Raw genomic sequence first — 16,054 nt, 5'->3', positions numbered from 1 at the left:
TGGAGCGGTAGTTCAGTTGGTTAGAATACCGGCCTGTCACGCCGGGGGTCGCGGGTTCGAGTCCCGTCCGCTCCGCCACTTTATTTAGAAGGGTTCGCCCTTCGGTCGAATGAGTCCCGCTTGAACGCAAGCCCGGCCGTTCCGCCACTTTATTCAGAGTTTCAGCTCTTAAAAACTGAGACAACAGGGGTGTAGCTCCAATTGGCAGAGCAGCGGATTCCAAATCCGCGTGTTGGGAGTTCGAATCTCTCCACCCCTGCCATATATGAAGCCTCAGTCGAAAGACTGGGGCTTTTTTTCGTCTGTTGCTTTTGCGAAGTAATGTTGGGAGCTGGATCGCCAGCCCGGTCGAATCTCCGGAGTGCCGGCTCAGTCCACCCCTGCCATCTTCAAGGCTCTAGCAGAAATGCTAGAGCCTTTTTCGTATGTGCTGTATCGAAGTTTGTTTTACTGCGTAATAGTCACAGACTAGGCGTCCCAAAGGCTCGCTAGCTCACTTGCTGGCAAGTCCTATNGCCTTTTTCGTATGTGCTGTATCGAAGTTTGTTTTACTGCGTAATAGTCACAGACTAGGCGTCCCAAAGGCTCGCTAGCTCACTTGCTGGCAAGTCCTATCTAATACCAATCTACATAAGTATTTGATCATTCTTGCTGGTTAAAATCACTTTTAACTGCGTTATGAATTTTGTAATTAGAGTAACTAGTTAGCTGCAATTCATGCCTTGTTCTAAGTGATTTTTCCTGCGCAACTATCTGAACAACTACTTATCCAGATTGGTATAATCCCTCGGAGTTCTGGCTCATATACAAAGCCTCACTATCGATGAGGCTTCACAACTGTCTGTGCACAGAAAGCGATATTAATATTTCTGACACTGAACACTATCAGGGCGACAGAACATGTCTTCCTGGGCATCAGTACATGCATCGACAGCTTTGGTGACCGTGCTTCCTCTGTTGGCAGAACGGCCGGTATACTGCTCGCCGCTTTCATTGACACCATCCTGAAGTGCAATCTGTCTCTCTAGATATTTAATTTGCTTGGAGAGCAACCGGACCTGCTGCTCGAGTGATGCGATCCTTGTTTCATGATTATCTTGACTGAACGCCCAGCTTGGCGCTGATAATACTAAGGCTGTGATAAAAAATATTTTTTTCATAAATAGTAATTGAATGGTGTTTTATTTGTGTAAAAGGGTATCAAATATGTAGCCGGTAGCCAATTATTTCAACAGCAAGCTCGTTTTTCTGAGTATGATCTTGCGGGTTCTGGCTTAGTGGAATCGATATTAGTTGACGTTTAAATCCTAGAGATGTGATCTTTGTTCAAGTGGGTTATTCTATTTTACCTTCAACCGATTAGCGTCAGAGCTGCTAAAATTGACTCTTATATATTGGCGTTAATTGCTATCAAGAGCGCAGAAATTGGTGCGCAACACACGAATTCAATGGTATCTTGTTGGCTTTTAGCAGTGAGCGATTTGGGAGTAAGTATGCCGCATCTTCGTTTCCGTGATGTAGAATTTGATACCGTAAAGTCACTGTCGACGGCATTGGTAGATGATCTCCAGCCTCTGATGGCCTGTCCTCGCGAAGATTTCACCCTAGAGCATATTTCGACAACCTTCATTTTTGATGGTGAGGTGTCGTTTGCGTATCCATTCGTCGAGGTGCTTTGGTTCGACCGTGGCCAAGAGATCCAGGATCAGGTCGCGCAACATATCACAGAAGCCGTCCGTAATGCTCTGGAAGAGCCAGAGCAAGATGTTGCAGTTATTTTTACCGCGCTGACTCCAACGGCTTATTACGATAACGGCAAACATTACTGATTAACTATCTTTTCTGGGTTTTCAATGGCAGCTCTATTGCCAGGGCTGGTTTCGTTTCAAAAAAGGGGATGTAAATGACGCGGTATGCAAAAGTAGCTGCAGGGCTTGGTGTGGTAGCCGGAGTATTAGGTGTCAGTGCTTTTAACTGGTCATTTGATGTTGCTGACACACCTGAAGTCAGCGCGAATGTATTGGCTCCGCAGTTTTCCTACCGTTGTATTGAAAATGCTATCGCTCACCCTTTGGACACTGACGGTGAGTTCACCGTATCGGTATGGAACATCTATAAGCAACAAAAAGAAAACTGGCGCTCAGCCCTGGAGTCATTTTCACAAGATAGTGAATTGGTTCTGTTACAGGAAGCAAGCTTGAATACCGACCTTCGTGACTATCTGGATGACAGTAGCTGGAAAGTGCGGATGGCCAATGCGTTTAAGTTTATGAATACGCCAGCGGGAGTGATGAACTTATCGAGCGTCAACGCCAAAAGTACCTGTGCCTACCTGACAATGGAGCCCTGGCTCCGGTTGCCCAAATCAGCGCTATTGTCTGAGTTTGCGCTTTCAGACGGCAATACACTGATCGTTGTGAATTTGCATGGTGTGAACTTTGCGGTAGGGCTTGATGAATATCAGGAGCAGCTCGATAGCCTACGGACGGTATTGGCTGTTCATTCCGGGCCAATTATTTTGGCCGGCGACTTTAACACCTGGCGTCAGGCTCGGATTGATGTTGTTAATACGTTTGCAGAAAGCCTGGGGCTTCGAGATGTCCATTTGAGAGAAGATCAGCGGATCAAGGTGTTTGGTAAGCCGCTGGATCATTTGTATTACCGCGATCTTCAGCTTGTCAGTGCAGAGGCACCGAAAACCGATGCCTCAGATCATAATCCCATTATTGCCAGCTTCAGACTGCAATGATCATGATTGGCCAAATGATCAGTGCGAGCAGCCACGGAAGAATGGCGACGACAATTGATTTGGCCCGATCAAAGTCAGTCCATGCTGTCACAACAGCATAAGTCAGTGTGATATACCACGGTGCCAGTAGCGGGATTGTTGCCGCAAAAGACGCCCATGGATTGCTCATCGGCAATTTTATCAGACCGTTCAAGCTATTGAGATCGGCTGCATTCGGCATAATATTGTTGCTGTTGAACATGATGTTGGTGTAGCTGGCAAAATCGCCGATCAGAGTCGGTAGCATGATGAAACACGATGCGGCCAGCCATTTGCCATAGCTGTGCTTGTACTGATTACTCTTGGTGGCCAGGTGCAGCCAAAGTGCCAGAACAAAGATACACAACGTGCGTCCGGCAATATCAGCGACGACTTCGCTAGCATGCAAAGCTTCTTTGGTTAGCAATGATGGCTCCATCTGCTGGTTCAGGTTTGTAAACTGAACCATTAGCTCCTGCTGTAGCCAGCCCATGTCCACATTGCTGAAATAACTGCTCCAGAAGAAAATGGGTCCCAAAATTGCGATCAGGTAGGGCAGAATGGCCCATCTAGGACGATCGTATACGGCCGCAAAGCAGTCAATTGGGGAGCGGAATGCATCGAATACCGCAATGAATGGGTTTTTAGACGGTGTCATACACTGACCTTAGTTACATCAACATAGAGTTTTAATTTTTGGCCGGGTTTTAGATACTTCTGGCCGCTAATCTGATTCCATTTTACAAGGTCTGAAACTTTGACTTTGTACCGCTGGGCAATGGCGCTGAGGTTATCGCCGGAGCGGACCTTGTAGTAGACAGTGCGGATGACGCCACCCGTTGCACTGTTCTTCCATAGGGTCAGTTTCTGTCCGATACGTAGCGGCTTCTTCTTGCTTAGGCCATTCCACTTGGTGATTTGGTCAATAGAGACTTTCTCACTGCGGGCAATAGTCCACAGACTGTCGCCAGACTTCACTACGTAGGTTGTACGATAGCCGCTGCCATGGCTTTTCTGGGTACGGGCGGCAAGCTGAGCCGATATACTCTCGCCATCTTGCATCGCGACAGGGATCAGAATATGGCGGCCAACACGAATATTGCTGCCGGACATATTGTTGGCCCGCTGGATCTGTTTGGTGGTGGTCTTATGTTTCTGTGCAAGCACGCTCAATGTATCGCCAGATTTCACTTTGTAGCGAACCACTTTCATTCCCTGGCGGCCATTACTGGCAAACTGACTGTTGAAGTGGTCAACTTTGTCGATTGGCAATAGTAGGTGGTTAGGGCCATCCGGTGAGGTCGCCCAGTGGTTATAGGCTGGGTTGAGGTTTTGCAGATCTTTGAGCTTCATGTCGGCATAGCTGGCGGCCATGGCCAGATCCATCTGTGTACCCGGTTTGACGAGCTCAACCGCAGGTTCATTAGGGATCGCAGGGATGGTTATACCGTATTTTTTTTGGTTTTTAATCACGTCGGCAACAGCCAACAGCTTAGGTACATAACCGCTGGTTTCTTTCGGAAGATCCAGTGACCAGAAGTCAGTCGGCTTGCCGGCAGCCTTATTCTTGCGAATTGCCCGGAATACACGTCCTTCACCGGTGTTGTAAGCCGCGAGGGCATGAAGCCAGTCGCCATCAAATTTTCGGTTCAGGTATTCCAGCAAGTCCAATGCTGCTTGGGTCGATTCGACAACATCGCGGCGACCGTCATACCACCAGTTTTGCTCTAACCCGAAACGACGACCTGTATCTGGAATAATTTGCCATAGACCTGCTGCTCTGCCGTGGGAGTAGGCGAATTGGTCAAAAGAGCTTTCAACAATAGGAAGCAGGGCAAGTTCCAGTGGTAGGTTACGTTTTTCGATTTCTTCGGTGATGTAGTATAGAAAGGGTTCGGCGCGCCCGGCAACGGTTTTAAGATGACCCGGATAGCGCAGGTACCAGTTGCGGTAGTATTTGACGCGTTTGTTCTCAGGAATATCGGCGGTCAGCTGCATGGTAATGCGTTTCCATACATCGTCTTGGTCCTGAGGCGTTGCAACGATGACCTTTTCAATGGCGACAGGTTTGGTTGTTTCTTCCTGTGCAGAAGCCGCTGGCACTTGTACAGAGGCTTCTTCGTTCTTATTGGTTGTATTTGTTTGTTCTTCTACTGTATTTGTCGTATTCGTAATTTGGCAACCAGCCAGTAATAGCGCGCTCGCTAAAAAAAATCGGGATTTCATGGAACCTGCCTAAAGCCAAAATAGTTGGAGATGATACTTGGCCAACTACCTTGGAGACAAGTGACCCAGGTCAAAATTCGTCTTTCCAACGACGTAGTGCAGCGAAGGTCTCCAGATCACTGTCGTCAAATGCCTTATCTGCAACGGATTTTTTGATACTGGCTTGATCACAGCGTAAAAACGGATTTATTAATTTTTCTTGTCGTAATGTCGACGGGATCGTGCTGATACCTTGTGCCCGCAGTCGGCTGACATCTTCGCGGTAACGTTGCAGGTGAGGGTTGTCCTGTTCGGCAACTAAGGCAAAGGCAATATTACTGCTTGTATATTCATGGGCACAGTAGACTTCAGTTTCGTCTGGAAGCGCTGCAATTTTCTGTAGCGAGCTGTACATTTGGGCCGGAGTGCCCTCGAACAAGCGGCCACAACCACCGGAAAACAGGGTGTCGCCACAAAACAGCTTTTCGTCCCCGACATAGGCAACATGGCCTGCGGTGTGTCCGGGAACGCTCAGTACCATGAAGCGTTCGCCGAATATTTCTACCTGGTCGCCATCGTCGACAGACTGCGAGACGCCGGGAATGGGTTCGGCAGAAGGGGCAACTATATTGACATGGGGAAACGCGCGCTTGAGCTCGCTGATCCCGCCAATGTGGTCATGATGGTGATGAGTGACCAGAATGGCATCAAGAGTGAGCTCTTCTTCTTGTAACACCTTGATTACTGGCGTTGCATCACCAGGGTCAACGACGACGCAATGTTTGTCCGGACTGTGAATAAGCCAGATGTAATTGTCATTAAATGCAGGTATGCTTTTTACTGTAAGCATGTAATTTGTCTCCAGCCTTTAGGTGTTGAGCAATAACTTATGAAGCCAGCCCGCACGTTAACAGATATTGAATCACCACATACCTGGTCACAAGTTGTCAATGGCGAATGGGCGGCGGAGCTGCTCCAGGCCCAGCTTGATGAATGGTGGCCAAAGTTATTCGGCTATCATATGTTAAAGCTTGGTGGGCTAAGTTGTGAGCTCGCCAGTGGCCATTGTAACATCCAGCATCAGATTTGCATTGATAAGTTCAATCCGCTGCATACGGTAATTGCCGACCACTTTTCCCTGCCTTTTGTGGAAAAGTCATTTGATGCCTGTGTGATCACCCATCAATTAGATTATTGTTCAGACCCCCACCGCTTGCTGCGGGAGATCGACCGGGTGATGGTGGACGACGGCTATATCCTGTTAAGTGGCTATAACCCGGTAAGTATTCTTGGTATGCGGGGGTTACTGCCTTGGAATCGCAAACGCTTTCCGTGGAAAGGGCGGATGTTTATGCCGATGCGGGTTAAAGACTGGCTGGGAGTACTGAATTACGAGGTGGTCTTTCACGAGAACTTTGCGGTACTGCCGGCGACAAAGCATCAGGCCTGCTCAGCTTGGGCAGAAAGCGTGTTGTCTGAAACGTGTTCGTCGGTTGGCAGCATGTACTTGATTGTCGCCCGTAAGCGGACGGTTCCTCTCAAGCCGATAAAACCAACCTGGAAGTTGCGGCGTCAGCTAACGCCGCTAGGACTCAACTGCCGGACCAAGGCAAGCCAGAAAATAAAGGGGGCGTAACATTGTTGCAGCGAGTTGAAGTCGTTACGCCTTGTAGCCGGTATCATCCTGGGTCGGGGACTCGGCGGCAGCACGGGCCAAATCGTCACAGCGTTCATTCTCCGGATGGCCTGCGTGGCCTTTTACCCAGTGCCATGACACTTGATGGCGCTGTGTCTCTGCATCAAGACGTTGCCAGAGATCGGCATTTTTAACCGGCTTTTTATCGGCAGTCTTCCAGCCGCGTTTTTTCCAGTTATGGATCCACTGTGTGATCCCCTGGCGGACATATTGACTGTCGGTGGTGAGATCAACCAGGCAGGACTCTTTGAGGCTTGACAGGCCGATAATGGCTGCCAGCAGTTCCATTCTGTTATTGGTGGTCATATAAAAGCCGTCACTGAGCTCTTTTTCGTGCTGCTTGTAACGCATGACGGTACCATAACCACCTGGCCCCGGGTTGCCGAGGCAAGAACCATCGGTGAAAATTTCTACCTGCTTGGTCATATTTGGTAGTATTCGCTTTAGGAAAAACTTTAGTCTGACACAATCGCTACTATGAAAGCTACTAACGAACGTATTATCGTATTCGATACCGAAACAACCGGTATGAATATGACCGGCCCTCACTATGAAGGCCACTGTATTATCGAGATCGGTGCGGTTGAAATTATCAACCGTAAGCTGACGGGTAACAGTTTCCATGTCTATATCAAACCGGATCGGGAGATCGATGCGGAAGCGGTTGATGTTCACGGTATTACCGATGAGTTCTTGCTTGATAAGCCGACATACCGGGAAGTCCATGAAGAATTTATGGAGTTTATCCGCGGGGCAGAGCTGGTGGCTCACAACGCGCCCTTCGATATCGGCTTCATGGATTACGAATTCAGGAAAATGGGTTCGTCAATCGGCAAGACCGAGGACTTTTGCAAGGTCACCGATACCCTGGAGATGGCCAAGCGGTTGTTCCCGGGAAAAAGAAACAACCTTGATGTACTGTGTTCGCGATACGGTATAGATAACTCGCACCGTACTCTCCACGGGGCATTGCTCGATGCCGAGATCCTGGCTGATGTTTACCTGATGATGACAGGTGGCCAGACATCGCTGGCACTCAGCGCCGGCAGCGAAGAAAGTGACACTGGTACAGAAAGTGCCATCCGCCGTCTGGCATCGGGAAGAAAATCATTAAAGATCATCAAGGCATCGGCCGATGAAATACAAGCGCATGAATCGCGCTTGGATCTTATCGAGAAAAAAGGTGACGTCTCGCTGTGGCGTCAATAGAGGTGCTATGCGGCGGTTATTATTGCTAGTGATGCTGATACCGGTACTGTCTTGGGCAAAAGACAGTACGGCTATGTCGTGGCTGGATAACCGTTTCCGAGTTGATCCGACGGTCGAACAAGTCTCGTTTGTCGTCAAGCGGGGAGACAACAGCCGGGCGATTGTCCTGGTGCGTCCTGATGGCAAGAAATACTATTCCTTCCGTCATCCGAAGAATGTTGCTTGGTATGACGAGCCCGGGATGGACATCATTTCTATCGAAAACCCGATGCCAGGTCCCTGGCAGGCCGTCGGCAAGGTCACCCCGAAGAACCGGATCGTTGTCTTGTCCAACCTCCAGCTGACGGTAGAGGATCTGCCTTCGCGGCTCTATCAGTCCGAGACGATCAAGTTTACCGCCCGCCTGACCCAGGAGGGAAAGCTGCTGACCATGCGCGATTTTCTTGATCGGGTAAAGATGTCAGTCGTTTTTTACGAATACATTGAAGATGCCGATAACCTTCCGAAGGAAGCTCAGCCGAGCCCTATCGTTTTGGGCGAGTTTGCCGATGACGGGTTGGCCTTTGATGAGGTACCGGGAGACGGTGTCTTTACGGTCGCCCTGCCCGTGACTGTCCAGCCGGGCAAGTATCGGGTCAGAATCACCTCGGGCAATGGTGTTTTCCTGCGTACCGTCGAGCAGGAAGTGCTTGTGTATCCGCCGCCACTGCGGGCGAGCTTTATTCAGGGACGCGGACGCAGTGAGCCCCATCAGGTCGTGGTGGAAACGGAAGAGGGAGCGTTGTTGCCCGGCTCCCTTGCTGCCCACATTGTGCAGGTAAATCCTGATGGCGATGAGACCATCAGCCAGCAGCATGCCCTGTCCGACGAAGACGGACTGAAGGTACGCCTGCCCAATGGCGAGGCGCCGGGTCGTTATGGCTGGTATGGCTGGTTATATGCGACTGATAACTTCAATAACCGGGAGCTGATCTTCAAGCTACCGGAAAATCATTTTGCGGTGATGGCCGAGCTGCAGCTGGATCGTAACCTGGAAGAGTTCAGGGCCCAGCAGGAAGCCAAAGCCAAACGGGAAGAGATGCTGCGAATTGAAGCGGAGAAGCAGGCAGAGCGCTCCAAGGTGATGAAAATTATCCTGGGTGCCAATGTGCTGGTAGTGGTGCTGGTGGTTGTGGTTGCCTTCCTATGGCGCAAGCGCAAAATGAAGAAAGTGCTGGAAGAAGACTCTCTGGTTGTTCCGGCGTCCTGATGCCACATAGAGGGCAAGGCGAACAGAGTCTGCGGTTTGCTTGATCATCAGATTAAAAAGGAAGGGAAGCCACTGTGGCTTCCCTTTTTGTCAGCTTGAATAAATTAAGTGTTATCAGGCTGCAATGTCTTTTTCCGATGGCTGGTAGGGTTTGGCTGCCAGCTCTTCGGGGTCAAAATCATCGACATTGATAGTGCGTAAGCGGCCTTCTTCAGCTCGGCGCAACAGCTCGGCTTCACTCTCGTTGATAGCATTAAGCTCCAGACCAACTGTCGCCACATTATCCAGTTGCATGAACGGGAGCTTCTTACCAGCAGCTTGGCAGACACGATCATAGATTGGCTCGGCAGCCAGTATATCTTTCAGTGTCTCTTCAATCATACCAACCGGATTGTTCTCGCATGCTTCCAGGAACTGACCGCGACCGATCCGGTTACGAGTTTCACTCGGTGTCTGAATGATACGAGCAACTTTATGGTCTAACTTGTCTGTCGGTTTTACACGTCCCAGCCCAAGAGGGAAGATCATGGTGCGCAAGATCGCGGCAATCGGGCGATTCGGGAAGTTACGCAGGAACTCATCCAGTGCTTCCTGAGCTTGGTATAGCGAGTCCTGCAAGCCCCAGTGAACCAGAGGGAGATCATCCTGCTTGCAGCCGTCGTCGGCATAACGCTTGAGGGTTGCTGACGAGAGGTAGAGCTGACTGAGTACATCACCCAGGCGGGCAGACAGGCGCTCTTTGCGCTTCAGCGAACCGCCGAGCACTGCCATCGAGATATCAGCGAGCAGGGCAAGGTTGGCACTGTATCGATTCAGTTGCTGGTAGTAACGGGTCGTGGCATCTTTGCGTGGTGCCGAGGAACCCCTGCCGTCAGTCAGGCCGAACCAGAATGAACGAACCATGTTACTGATCACAAAGCCAACGTGACCGAACAGAGCACTATCAAAACCATTCAGTGCTTTTTCTGCATCATCATTGTAAGCCGCATCCATCTCTTCCAGCACATATGGATGGCAGCGTATTGCCCCTTGGCCGAAGATTATCATTGAGCGGGTGAGGATGTTTGCCCCTTCCACGGTAATCGCAATAGGCGCGCCCTGATAGCCACGTGCCAAGAAGTTGCTTGGCCCCATGGAGATCCCCTTGCCACCGACTACGTCCATGGCATCAATAACACTACGCTGGCTGCGGTGGGTACAGTGGTATTTGACGATGGCTGAGATGACAGAAGGTTTTTCGCCTAAATCAATACCGGATACCGTCAAGTTACTGGCTGAGTCCATTACGTAGGCATTACCGGCTATACGGGCCAACGGCTCTTCAATACCTTCCATTTTACCGATCGGTAACTTGAACTGGCGGCGAATACGGGCATAGGCACCGGTTGCCATGGCTGCTGTTTTCAGGCCGCCTGTGGAGTTCGATGGCAAAGTGATACCACGGCCGACAGACAGGCATTCAACCAGCATACGCCATCCCTGACCGGCCATTTCCTGGCCACCGATGATGAAACTGATAGGTACGAAGACTTTGTCACCCTGAGTCGGACCATTCTGGAATGGCACGTTTAACGGGAAGTGGCGACGGCCAATTTGAACCCCGTCGATATCGGTTGGGATCAAGGCACAGGTGATGCCGAGATCTTCCTCATTACCCAGCAGGTGATCGGGATCGAATAGCTTAAAGGCCATACCTAATACTGTCGCGATAGGAGCCAACGTGATGTAACGTTTATTCCAGGTCAGTTCCATCCCCAGTACTTCTTCACCTTGCCACATCCCTTTTTTGACGATGCCAAAATCAGGAATTGAGCCTGCATCAGAGCCAGCTTCCGGGCTAGTCAGGGCGAAACAAGGAATTTCCTTACCTTCAGCCAGACGAGGCAGGTAGTGGTCTTTTTGCGCTTTGGTGCCGTAGTGCTGCAATAGCTCACCAGGGCCGAGTGAGTTCGGAACGCCGACGGTCGAGGAGAGCACGGCAGAGACACCAGTTAGCTTTTGTAGTACCAGAGATTGAGCATAAGCTGAAAATTCCAGGCCGCCGTATTCTTTCTTGATGATCATGGCGAAGAACTTATGATCCTTGAGGTACTGCCAGACTTCGGGGGGCAAATCGGCCAGTTCATGTGTTACCTGAAAGTCGTTGACCATTCGGCACACTTCATTGACAGGACCGTCGAGAAAGGCTTTCTCCTCTGCGCTCAGGCGCGGGGCCGGAATATCATGCAATTTGTTCCAGTTAGGTGCGCCGCGGAACAGATCGGCTTCCCACCAGACGGTACCGGCATCAATGGCTTCTTTTTCGGTACGGGACATCTCGGGCATGACGCCTTTAAACGCTTTGAGAGCGGGTTTACTCAATAGGTTTTTGCGTAATGAAATCACGTTTAATGGTATTGCAATCAGCAGGAAAGTTAACCAGCTGTACTGGCCGACGATATCGAGTACCGAGCCTACAGCCAGTGCGGCCACAAACATAGCGGTAAAGGTTCTGAGGTTGGCACGGTGGTAGGCGAGTACACCGGTTATACCAATTAGCCCTAGTAGGTACACAAGTGTAACCATGATGATTCTCCTTATCGGTGGGCGTTGATTTATTATTATTGGGTACGTTTTATGCAAGGTAAGAGGTCTTACCACTTGTGATAAGTGTAAGGTGATCTTTAATAAAATGTAAAATAATTTTCTGTTCTGAAAGGATGGCGTTATGTAAAGATGTCCTGTCATCCCTTGTTACATAAGGGCTTGATCAAGATCAGCGAGTTGGAAAAATGTGCTTGCGAAAATAAGTCATACAATTAATATGGACCGTATTGTGATGCCGTTCACGCTATTTACCAAGTTGACACCAGTGTCAATCTAGGCTGTGGATGACTCATGGCGTCATTTGTTGCCTTTCCCGAACTCCGACTGACACATGCCCGCCGGATCCCTCTCTCGGGATGACAGCTTTTCTTAAATTTTCTTTTGTACGCAAGTGCAGGGGTTTGTCGTGTTGTTATTTCATGCTTTAAAACAAGCGTGGCGAAAAGGTTATTCTTTCTCTACGCTTCGTGCCGATATTGTTGCAGGTATTACTGTGGGTGTTGTGGCCATTCCGCTGGGGATGGCGCTGGCGATTGCTGTTGGTGTGCCGCCACAGCATGGTTTGTATACGGTGGTTGTTGCCGGTTTGCTGGCAGCCTTGTTTGGTGGTTCGCGATTTAATATTACAGGCCCGACGGCCGCATTTGTCGTGATTTTATTGCCGATTACTCAGCAATACGGCCTGTCCGGCCTGATGCTGGCCACTCTGATGTCCGGGGTGATCCTGTTATTGATGGGGGGGCTGCGCCTTGGCCAGCTGGTGGCCTATGTACCGTATCCTGTAACGACAGGGTTTACTGCCGGAATAGGGTTGGTTATTGCCTTCCTCCAACTAAAGGATTTGCTCGGACTGGCGGTTGAAGGTAATCCGGTGCACTTTCCCGAGAAAGTCATGGCGTATACGAGTGCCCTGCCAAGTATTAACTATGCCGATGCGATGGTCGGATTTGGTACGATTGCGACATTCATTCTATGGGCCAAGCTTAAGAACCGGATCCCTCCACATGTAGTTGCTCTTGCGACAGGTACAGTGCTGGCCTTGCTGATGAACCAGTGGGGTAGCACGCATGTTGGCTTGCTCGGTGAAAAGTTCCACTATCAAATCGGCGATTTGGTTGGCCAGGGGATCCCGCAGGTATTACCGCAACTGGTGATGCCGTGGCAAGATGCCCAGTTCAGCTGGGGACTGGTGGTTGAGTTGTTGCCGGCTGCCTTTACCATTGCGATGCTCGGTTGTATTGAATCGCTGCTCTGCGCGGTGGTAGCAGACGGCATGACCGGTAGCAAGCATAATCCGAATGCCGAGTTGGTAGGGCAGGGGCTGGCCAATATGGTGGTGCCATTTTTTGGCGGGATCCCGGCAACGGCAGCCATCGCCCGTACTGCCACTAATATTCGAGCTGGTGCATTTTCTCCGGTGTCGGCCATTACCCACGCACTGTTTGTGCTGGCGGCGATGATAGTACTGGCACCGATGTTGTCGTTTATTCCGATGAGCGCCCTGGCCGGTTTGCTGATCATGGTCGCCTGGAATATGTCGGAAGCACCACACTTTGTCCATACTCTGAAGGTGGCCCCACGCCGTGATGTTGCCGTACTGGTGACCTGTTTTACCCTGACTGTGGTCTTTGACATGGTTATTGCCGTCGTCGTTGGCCTGTTGCTGGCCGGAGTGCTATTTATTCAGCGTATCGCGATGCTGACCAGTGTGACTGAGGTGAACGGGGAGCACCAGCATCAGGAGTTTGGTGATGATGTGGTGGTATATGACATCAATGGCCCGCTTTTCTTTGCGGCCAGCGAAAAAGCATTCAATGTTATTGATCATTCGCAAGTGGAGACCCGGGCAGTAGTGCTTGATTTCAGCGATGTCACGACAATAGATATTACGGCCATCCATGCCTTTGAAAATGCGCTGGACAGAATCCGTCAGTATCCGGTGTATCTGCTCGGGGTTGCAGATCATGTCGAGAGAAAGTTGGCGACGGCCGGCGTGCTGATGGCCGACAACATCTCGCTTTACCCATCTGCGGAGCTATTACGTGAGCATTTGGCCATAAACCGTCACAATGTGCTGTCTCAGGAGTCGACACCTTCGGCCGTTTCTTTGTACACTGCAAGCTAAGGCGTATAAGTGCTTAGCCGGAGGGCTCCGGCTAGGCGATAATATTGTATGAATAACCCGAGATTAGCCTATGTACCAAGATTTGATCCGTGCAGAACTAAATGAAGCTGCTGAAGTATTGAACCGCTTTTTAAGCGATGAAAAAAACATTGCAGATATCGAAGCTGCTGCCAAAGTACTGGCCGAGTCCTTTAAGCAGGGCGGCAAGGTACTGTCTTGCGGTAACGGTGGCTCACACTGTGATGCGATGCACTTTGCCGAGGAGCTGACAGGACGCTACCGTGAAAATCGTCCGGGTTACCCGGGTATTGCGATTTCAGATCCTAGCCACCTTTCTTGCGTGAGCAATGATTTCGGCTATGACTATGTGTTCTCTCGCTACCTGGAAGCTGTCGGTGCGAAGGGCGATGTCCTGTTCGGTCTGTCGACTTCGGGCAACTCTGGCAATATTCTTAAAGCGATTGATGCTGCAAAAGCCAAAGGCATGAAAACCATTGCCTTGACCGGTAAAGACGGCGGCAAGATGGCTGGTCTGGCTGATGTGGAGATCCGTGTACCGCATTTCGGTTTTGCTGACCGAATTCAGGAAGTGCATATTAAAATTATCCACATTTTAATTATGCTGGTTGAGAAAGAGATGGCTTCGAGCTAATTTCAGTTATTGTTAAACATGTCTCAATCCTGCAGAGAGGGCATAAAGGACTATGTGTGAATTGCTTGGCATGAGTGCCAATGTGCCAACTGATATTTGTTTTAGCTTTACCGGCCTGATGCAGCGAGGCGGAAAGACCGGTCCTCACAGTGACGGCTGGGGGATCACCTTCTATGAAGGGCGGGGATTTCGTACCTTTAAAGATCCCAATCCGAGCTGTCGGTCGAGAATTGCTGAACTGGTGCAGGAGTATCCGATAAAAAGTTGTGCCGTCGTTAGCCATATCCGTCAGGCCAACCGTGGTGGTGTCAGCCTAGAAAATACTCACCCGTTTACCCGGGAGCTATGGGGGCGCTATTGGACATTTGCTCACAATGGCCAGCTAACAGGCTATGAAAAGCTAGATACCGGACGCTTCAGGCCTGTTGGCGATACCGACAGTGAGATAGCCTTTTGCTGGCTGCTCAATCAGCTGGAAGCCAAGTTTCCTGATCTTCCGGAAGATATGGTCGCGGTTTACGACTATGTTGCGGTGTGTTGTGATCGCCTCAGGGAGCTGGGTGTCTATAATATGCTGCTTAGCAATGGCGAGTGCGTACTGACATACTGCACCAATAATCTGCATTGGATCACGCGTAGGGCACCGTTTGGTCAGGCATCTTTGATTGACGAAGATGTTACCATCGACTTTCAGATGGAAACCACGCCAAACGATGTGGTTACGGTGATTGCCACTCAACCGCTGACCAATGACGAGAGCTGGCACAAAATGCAGCCGGGTGAATTTAGTGTATTCCACTACGGTGAGTTGATCCATAACCGGACGCTTTAGGATTTATCGTTTTAGTCATTTGTTTACTTAATAAAAACGCGACCACAAGGTCGCGTTTTTTTATCGTTATGGGTTTATGCCGTATTGATTACCCTTCTGCGGCATAGCCATGTGGCGGCAGAGCGGAACCGTCAAAAACGGCCTTGTCTTCAGCCATACAGACCCTGCCTTGCAAGAACCAGTTGGCGACCAGCGGATAAATACGGTGCTCCTGCTCCTGGACCCGGGCCATGACCTCTTCAGCAGTATCAGTGTCAAAGATAGGCACTTTGGCCTGAAGGATCACCGGGCCACCGTCCAACTCTTCGGTAACAAAATGCACACTGGTACCGTGATCCTTGTCGCCGGCTTCAATGGCCCGTTGATGGGTATGTAAGCCGGTGTACTTCGGCAGCAGCGAAGGGTGTACATTGAGCATCCGGCCGCGGTAGTGACGAACAAACTCATGGCTCAAAATACGCATGAACCCGGCCAGTATGACCAAATCTGGCTGGAAAGCATCAATGCGCTCAGCCAGAGCCCGGTCATATGTTTCACGGTCACTGTAGTCACTGGCAGCGAGGTGTACGGTATCAATACCCGCCTGACGGGCACGTTCCAGGCCATAGGCATCAGCCTTGTTTGATACCACAGCGGCAATGCGTGCATTTTGAATGATGCCGCTGTCACAGGCATCAATCATCGCCTGAAGGTTCGAGCCGCTCCCGGAAATCAAAACTACGATGTTTTTCAT

At 50.2% G+C, this 16,054-nt stretch carries 15 protein-coding genes and 2 tRNA genes; 10 read left to right on the top strand and 7 right to left on the bottom strand.

Annotation, left to right across the window (positions count from 1 at the left end; all coding sequences use genetic code 11):
• Window position 1: 1 nt before the first annotated feature.
• A tRNA-Asp gene (locus BIT28_RS14840) sits at window positions 2–78 on the top strand.
• Between the two features lie 107 nt (window positions 79–185).
• Window positions 186–262, top strand: a tRNA-Trp gene (locus tag BIT28_RS14835).
• Window positions 263–860: 598 nt separating this feature from the next.
• Here BIT28_RS14835 and BIT28_RS14830 read toward each other — a convergent pair.
• Window positions 861–1,160, bottom strand: a complete 300-nt coding sequence (locus tag BIT28_RS14830) for a hypothetical protein (protein ID WP_075765039.1) — start codon at window positions 1,158–1,160, stop codon at window positions 861–863.
• A gap of 333 nt (window positions 1,161–1,493) precedes the next feature.
• Here BIT28_RS14830 and BIT28_RS14825 point away from each other — a divergent pair, with 333 nt between their 5' ends.
• Both BIT28_RS14825 and BIT28_RS14820 read left to right on the top strand, forming a co-directional pair.
• Window positions 1,494–1,829: a DUF1904 domain-containing protein gene (locus tag BIT28_RS14825; protein WP_075765037.1), complete on the top strand. Its 336-nt coding sequence runs from the start codon at window positions 1,494–1,496 to the stop codon at window positions 1,827–1,829.
• Between the two features lie 74 nt (window positions 1,830–1,903).
• Window positions 1,904–2,749 (top strand): endonuclease/exonuclease/phosphatase family protein, encoded by an 846-nt coding sequence (locus tag BIT28_RS14820; protein WP_075765035.1) that lies wholly within the window; start codon window positions 1,904–1,906, stop codon window positions 2,747–2,749.
• On the opposite strand, the gene BIT28_RS14815 is transcribed toward BIT28_RS14820, so the two are convergent.
• The 3 genes from BIT28_RS14815 to gloB form a co-directional block, all read right to left on the bottom strand.
• On the bottom strand, window positions 2,736–3,425 hold the full coding sequence (locus BIT28_RS14815; protein ID WP_075765033.1) for a Yip1 family protein: 690 nt from the start codon (window positions 3,423–3,425) through the stop codon (window positions 2,736–2,738). The genes BIT28_RS14820 and BIT28_RS14815 overlap by 14 nt on opposite strands.
• On the bottom strand, window positions 3,422–4,993 hold the full coding sequence (locus BIT28_RS14810) for a lytic transglycosylase (protein WP_075765031.1): 1,572 nt from the start codon (window positions 4,991–4,993) through the stop codon (window positions 3,422–3,424). The genes BIT28_RS14815 and BIT28_RS14810 overlap by 4 nt, the downstream gene beginning before the upstream one ends.
• Window positions 4,994–5,063: 70 nt before the next feature.
• Complete coding sequence (gene gloB, locus BIT28_RS14805; protein WP_075765029.1) at window positions 5,064–5,822, bottom strand: hydroxyacylglutathione hydrolase; 759 nt, start codon at window positions 5,820–5,822, stop codon at window positions 5,064–5,066.
• Window positions 5,823–5,861: 39 nt separating this feature from the next.
• Between gloB and BIT28_RS14800 the strand changes: the two genes are divergently transcribed.
• Window positions 5,862–6,608 (top strand): methyltransferase domain-containing protein, encoded by a 747-nt coding sequence (locus BIT28_RS14800; protein ID WP_075765027.1) that lies wholly within the window; start codon window positions 5,862–5,864, stop codon window positions 6,606–6,608.
• 24 nt (window positions 6,609–6,632) lie between these two features.
• Here the strand turns inward: BIT28_RS14800 and rnhA are convergent, their stop codons facing one another.
• Window positions 6,633–7,094 carry a ribonuclease HI gene (rnhA, locus tag BIT28_RS14795; RefSeq protein WP_075765025.1) on the bottom strand — a complete coding sequence of 154 codons (462 nt, stop codon included), beginning with the start codon at window positions 7,092–7,094 and terminating at the stop codon, window positions 6,633–6,635.
• Window positions 7,095–7,145: 51 nt separating this feature from the next.
• On the opposite strand from rnhA, the gene dnaQ reads away from it, so the two are divergent.
• Together dnaQ and BIT28_RS14785 are read left to right on the top strand one after the other, a co-directional pair.
• Window positions 7,146–7,877 carry a DNA polymerase III subunit epsilon gene (gene dnaQ / locus BIT28_RS14790; protein ID WP_075765023.1) on the top strand — a complete coding sequence of 244 codons (732 nt, stop codon included), beginning with the start codon at window positions 7,146–7,148 and terminating at the stop codon, window positions 7,875–7,877.
• 7 nt (window positions 7,878–7,884) lie between these two features.
• On the top strand, window positions 7,885–9,126 hold the full coding sequence (locus BIT28_RS14785; protein ID WP_075765021.1) for a TIGR03503 family protein: 1,242 nt from the start codon (window positions 7,885–7,887) through the stop codon (window positions 9,124–9,126).
• A gap of 114 nt (window positions 9,127–9,240) precedes the next feature.
• Here BIT28_RS14785 and fadE read toward each other — a convergent pair whose 3' ends face one another.
• Window positions 9,241–11,691 (bottom strand): acyl-CoA dehydrogenase FadE, encoded by a 2,451-nt coding sequence (gene fadE / locus BIT28_RS14780; protein WP_075765020.1) that lies wholly within the window; start codon window positions 11,689–11,691, stop codon window positions 9,241–9,243.
• A 427-nt stretch (window positions 11,692–12,118) separates the two neighbouring features.
• On the opposite strand from fadE, the gene dauA reads away from it, so the two are divergent.
• From dauA to BIT28_RS14765, 3 genes are all read left to right on the top strand, one after another.
• Window positions 12,119–13,837, top strand: a complete 1,719-nt coding sequence (dauA, locus tag BIT28_RS14775) for a C4-dicarboxylic acid transporter DauA (RefSeq protein WP_075765018.1) — start codon at window positions 12,119–12,121, stop codon at window positions 13,835–13,837.
• 70 nt (window positions 13,838–13,907) lie between these two features.
• Window positions 13,908–14,489 carry a D-sedoheptulose 7-phosphate isomerase gene (gene lpcA / locus BIT28_RS14770; protein WP_075765016.1) on the top strand — a complete coding sequence of 194 codons (582 nt, stop codon included), beginning with the start codon at window positions 13,908–13,910 and terminating at the stop codon, window positions 14,487–14,489.
• 52 nt (window positions 14,490–14,541) lie between these two features.
• Window positions 14,542–15,321 carry a class II glutamine amidotransferase gene (locus tag BIT28_RS14765; RefSeq protein WP_075765014.1) on the top strand — a complete coding sequence of 260 codons (780 nt, stop codon included), beginning with the start codon at window positions 14,542–14,544 and terminating at the stop codon, window positions 15,319–15,321.
• A gap of 88 nt (window positions 15,322–15,409) precedes the next feature.
• Here the strand turns inward: BIT28_RS14765 and purN are convergent, their stop codons facing one another.
• Window positions 15,410–16,054, bottom strand: a complete 645-nt coding sequence (gene purN, locus BIT28_RS14760; protein WP_075765012.1) for a phosphoribosylglycinamide formyltransferase — start codon at window positions 16,052–16,054, stop codon at window positions 15,410–15,412.

The sequence above is a fragment of the Photobacterium proteolyticum genome, from assembly GCF_001939735.1.
GTDB lineage: Bacteria > Pseudomonadota > Gammaproteobacteria > Enterobacterales > Vibrionaceae > Photobacterium > Photobacterium proteolyticum.
This window is presented reverse-complemented; position numbering and strand designations above follow the sequence as displayed.

Bases quoted from the DNA above. Each gene is read 5' to 3' on its own strand.
- BIT28_RS14830 (WP_075765039.1), bottom strand. From the start codon at position 1,160: ATGAAAAAAATATTTTTTATCACAGCCTTAGTATTATCAGCGCCAAGC.
- BIT28_RS14825 (WP_075765037.1), top strand. From the start codon at position 1,494: ATGCCGCATCTTCGTTTCCGTGATGTAGAATTTGATACCGTAAAGTCA.
- BIT28_RS14820 (WP_075765035.1), top strand. From the start codon at position 1,904: ATGACGCGGTATGCAAAAGTAGCTGCAGGGCTTGGTGTGGTAGCCGGA.
- BIT28_RS14815 (WP_075765033.1), bottom strand. From the start codon at position 3,425: ATGACACCGTCTAAAAACCCATTCATTGCGGTATTCGATGCATTCCGC.
- BIT28_RS14810 (WP_075765031.1), bottom strand. From the start codon at position 4,993: ATGAAATCCCGATTTTTTTTAGCGAGCGCGCTATTACTGGCTGGTTGC.
- gloB (WP_075765029.1), bottom strand. From the start codon at position 5,822: ATGCTTACAGTAAAAAGCATACCTGCATTTAATGACAATTACATCTGG.
- BIT28_RS14800 (WP_075765027.1), top strand. From the start codon at position 5,862: ATGAAGCCAGCCCGCACGTTAACAGATATTGAATCACCACATACCTGG.
- rnhA (WP_075765025.1), bottom strand. From the start codon at position 7,094: ATGACCAAGCAGGTAGAAATTTTCACCGATGGTTCTTGCCTCGGCAAC.
- dnaQ (WP_075765023.1), top strand. From the start codon at position 7,146: ATGAAAGCTACTAACGAACGTATTATCGTATTCGATACCGAAACAACC.
- BIT28_RS14785 (WP_075765021.1), top strand. From the start codon at position 7,885: ATGCGGCGGTTATTATTGCTAGTGATGCTGATACCGGTACTGTCTTGG.
- fadE (WP_075765020.1), bottom strand. From the start codon at position 11,691: ATGGTTACACTTGTGTACCTACTAGGGCTAATTGGTATAACCGGTGTA.
- lpcA (WP_075765016.1), top strand. From the start codon at position 13,908: ATGTACCAAGATTTGATCCGTGCAGAACTAAATGAAGCTGCTGAAGTA.
- BIT28_RS14765 (WP_075765014.1), top strand. From the start codon at position 14,542: ATGTGTGAATTGCTTGGCATGAGTGCCAATGTGCCAACTGATATTTGT.
- purN (WP_075765012.1), bottom strand. From the start codon at position 16,054: ATGAAAAACATCGTAGTTTTGATTTCCGGGAGCGGCTCGAACCTTCAG.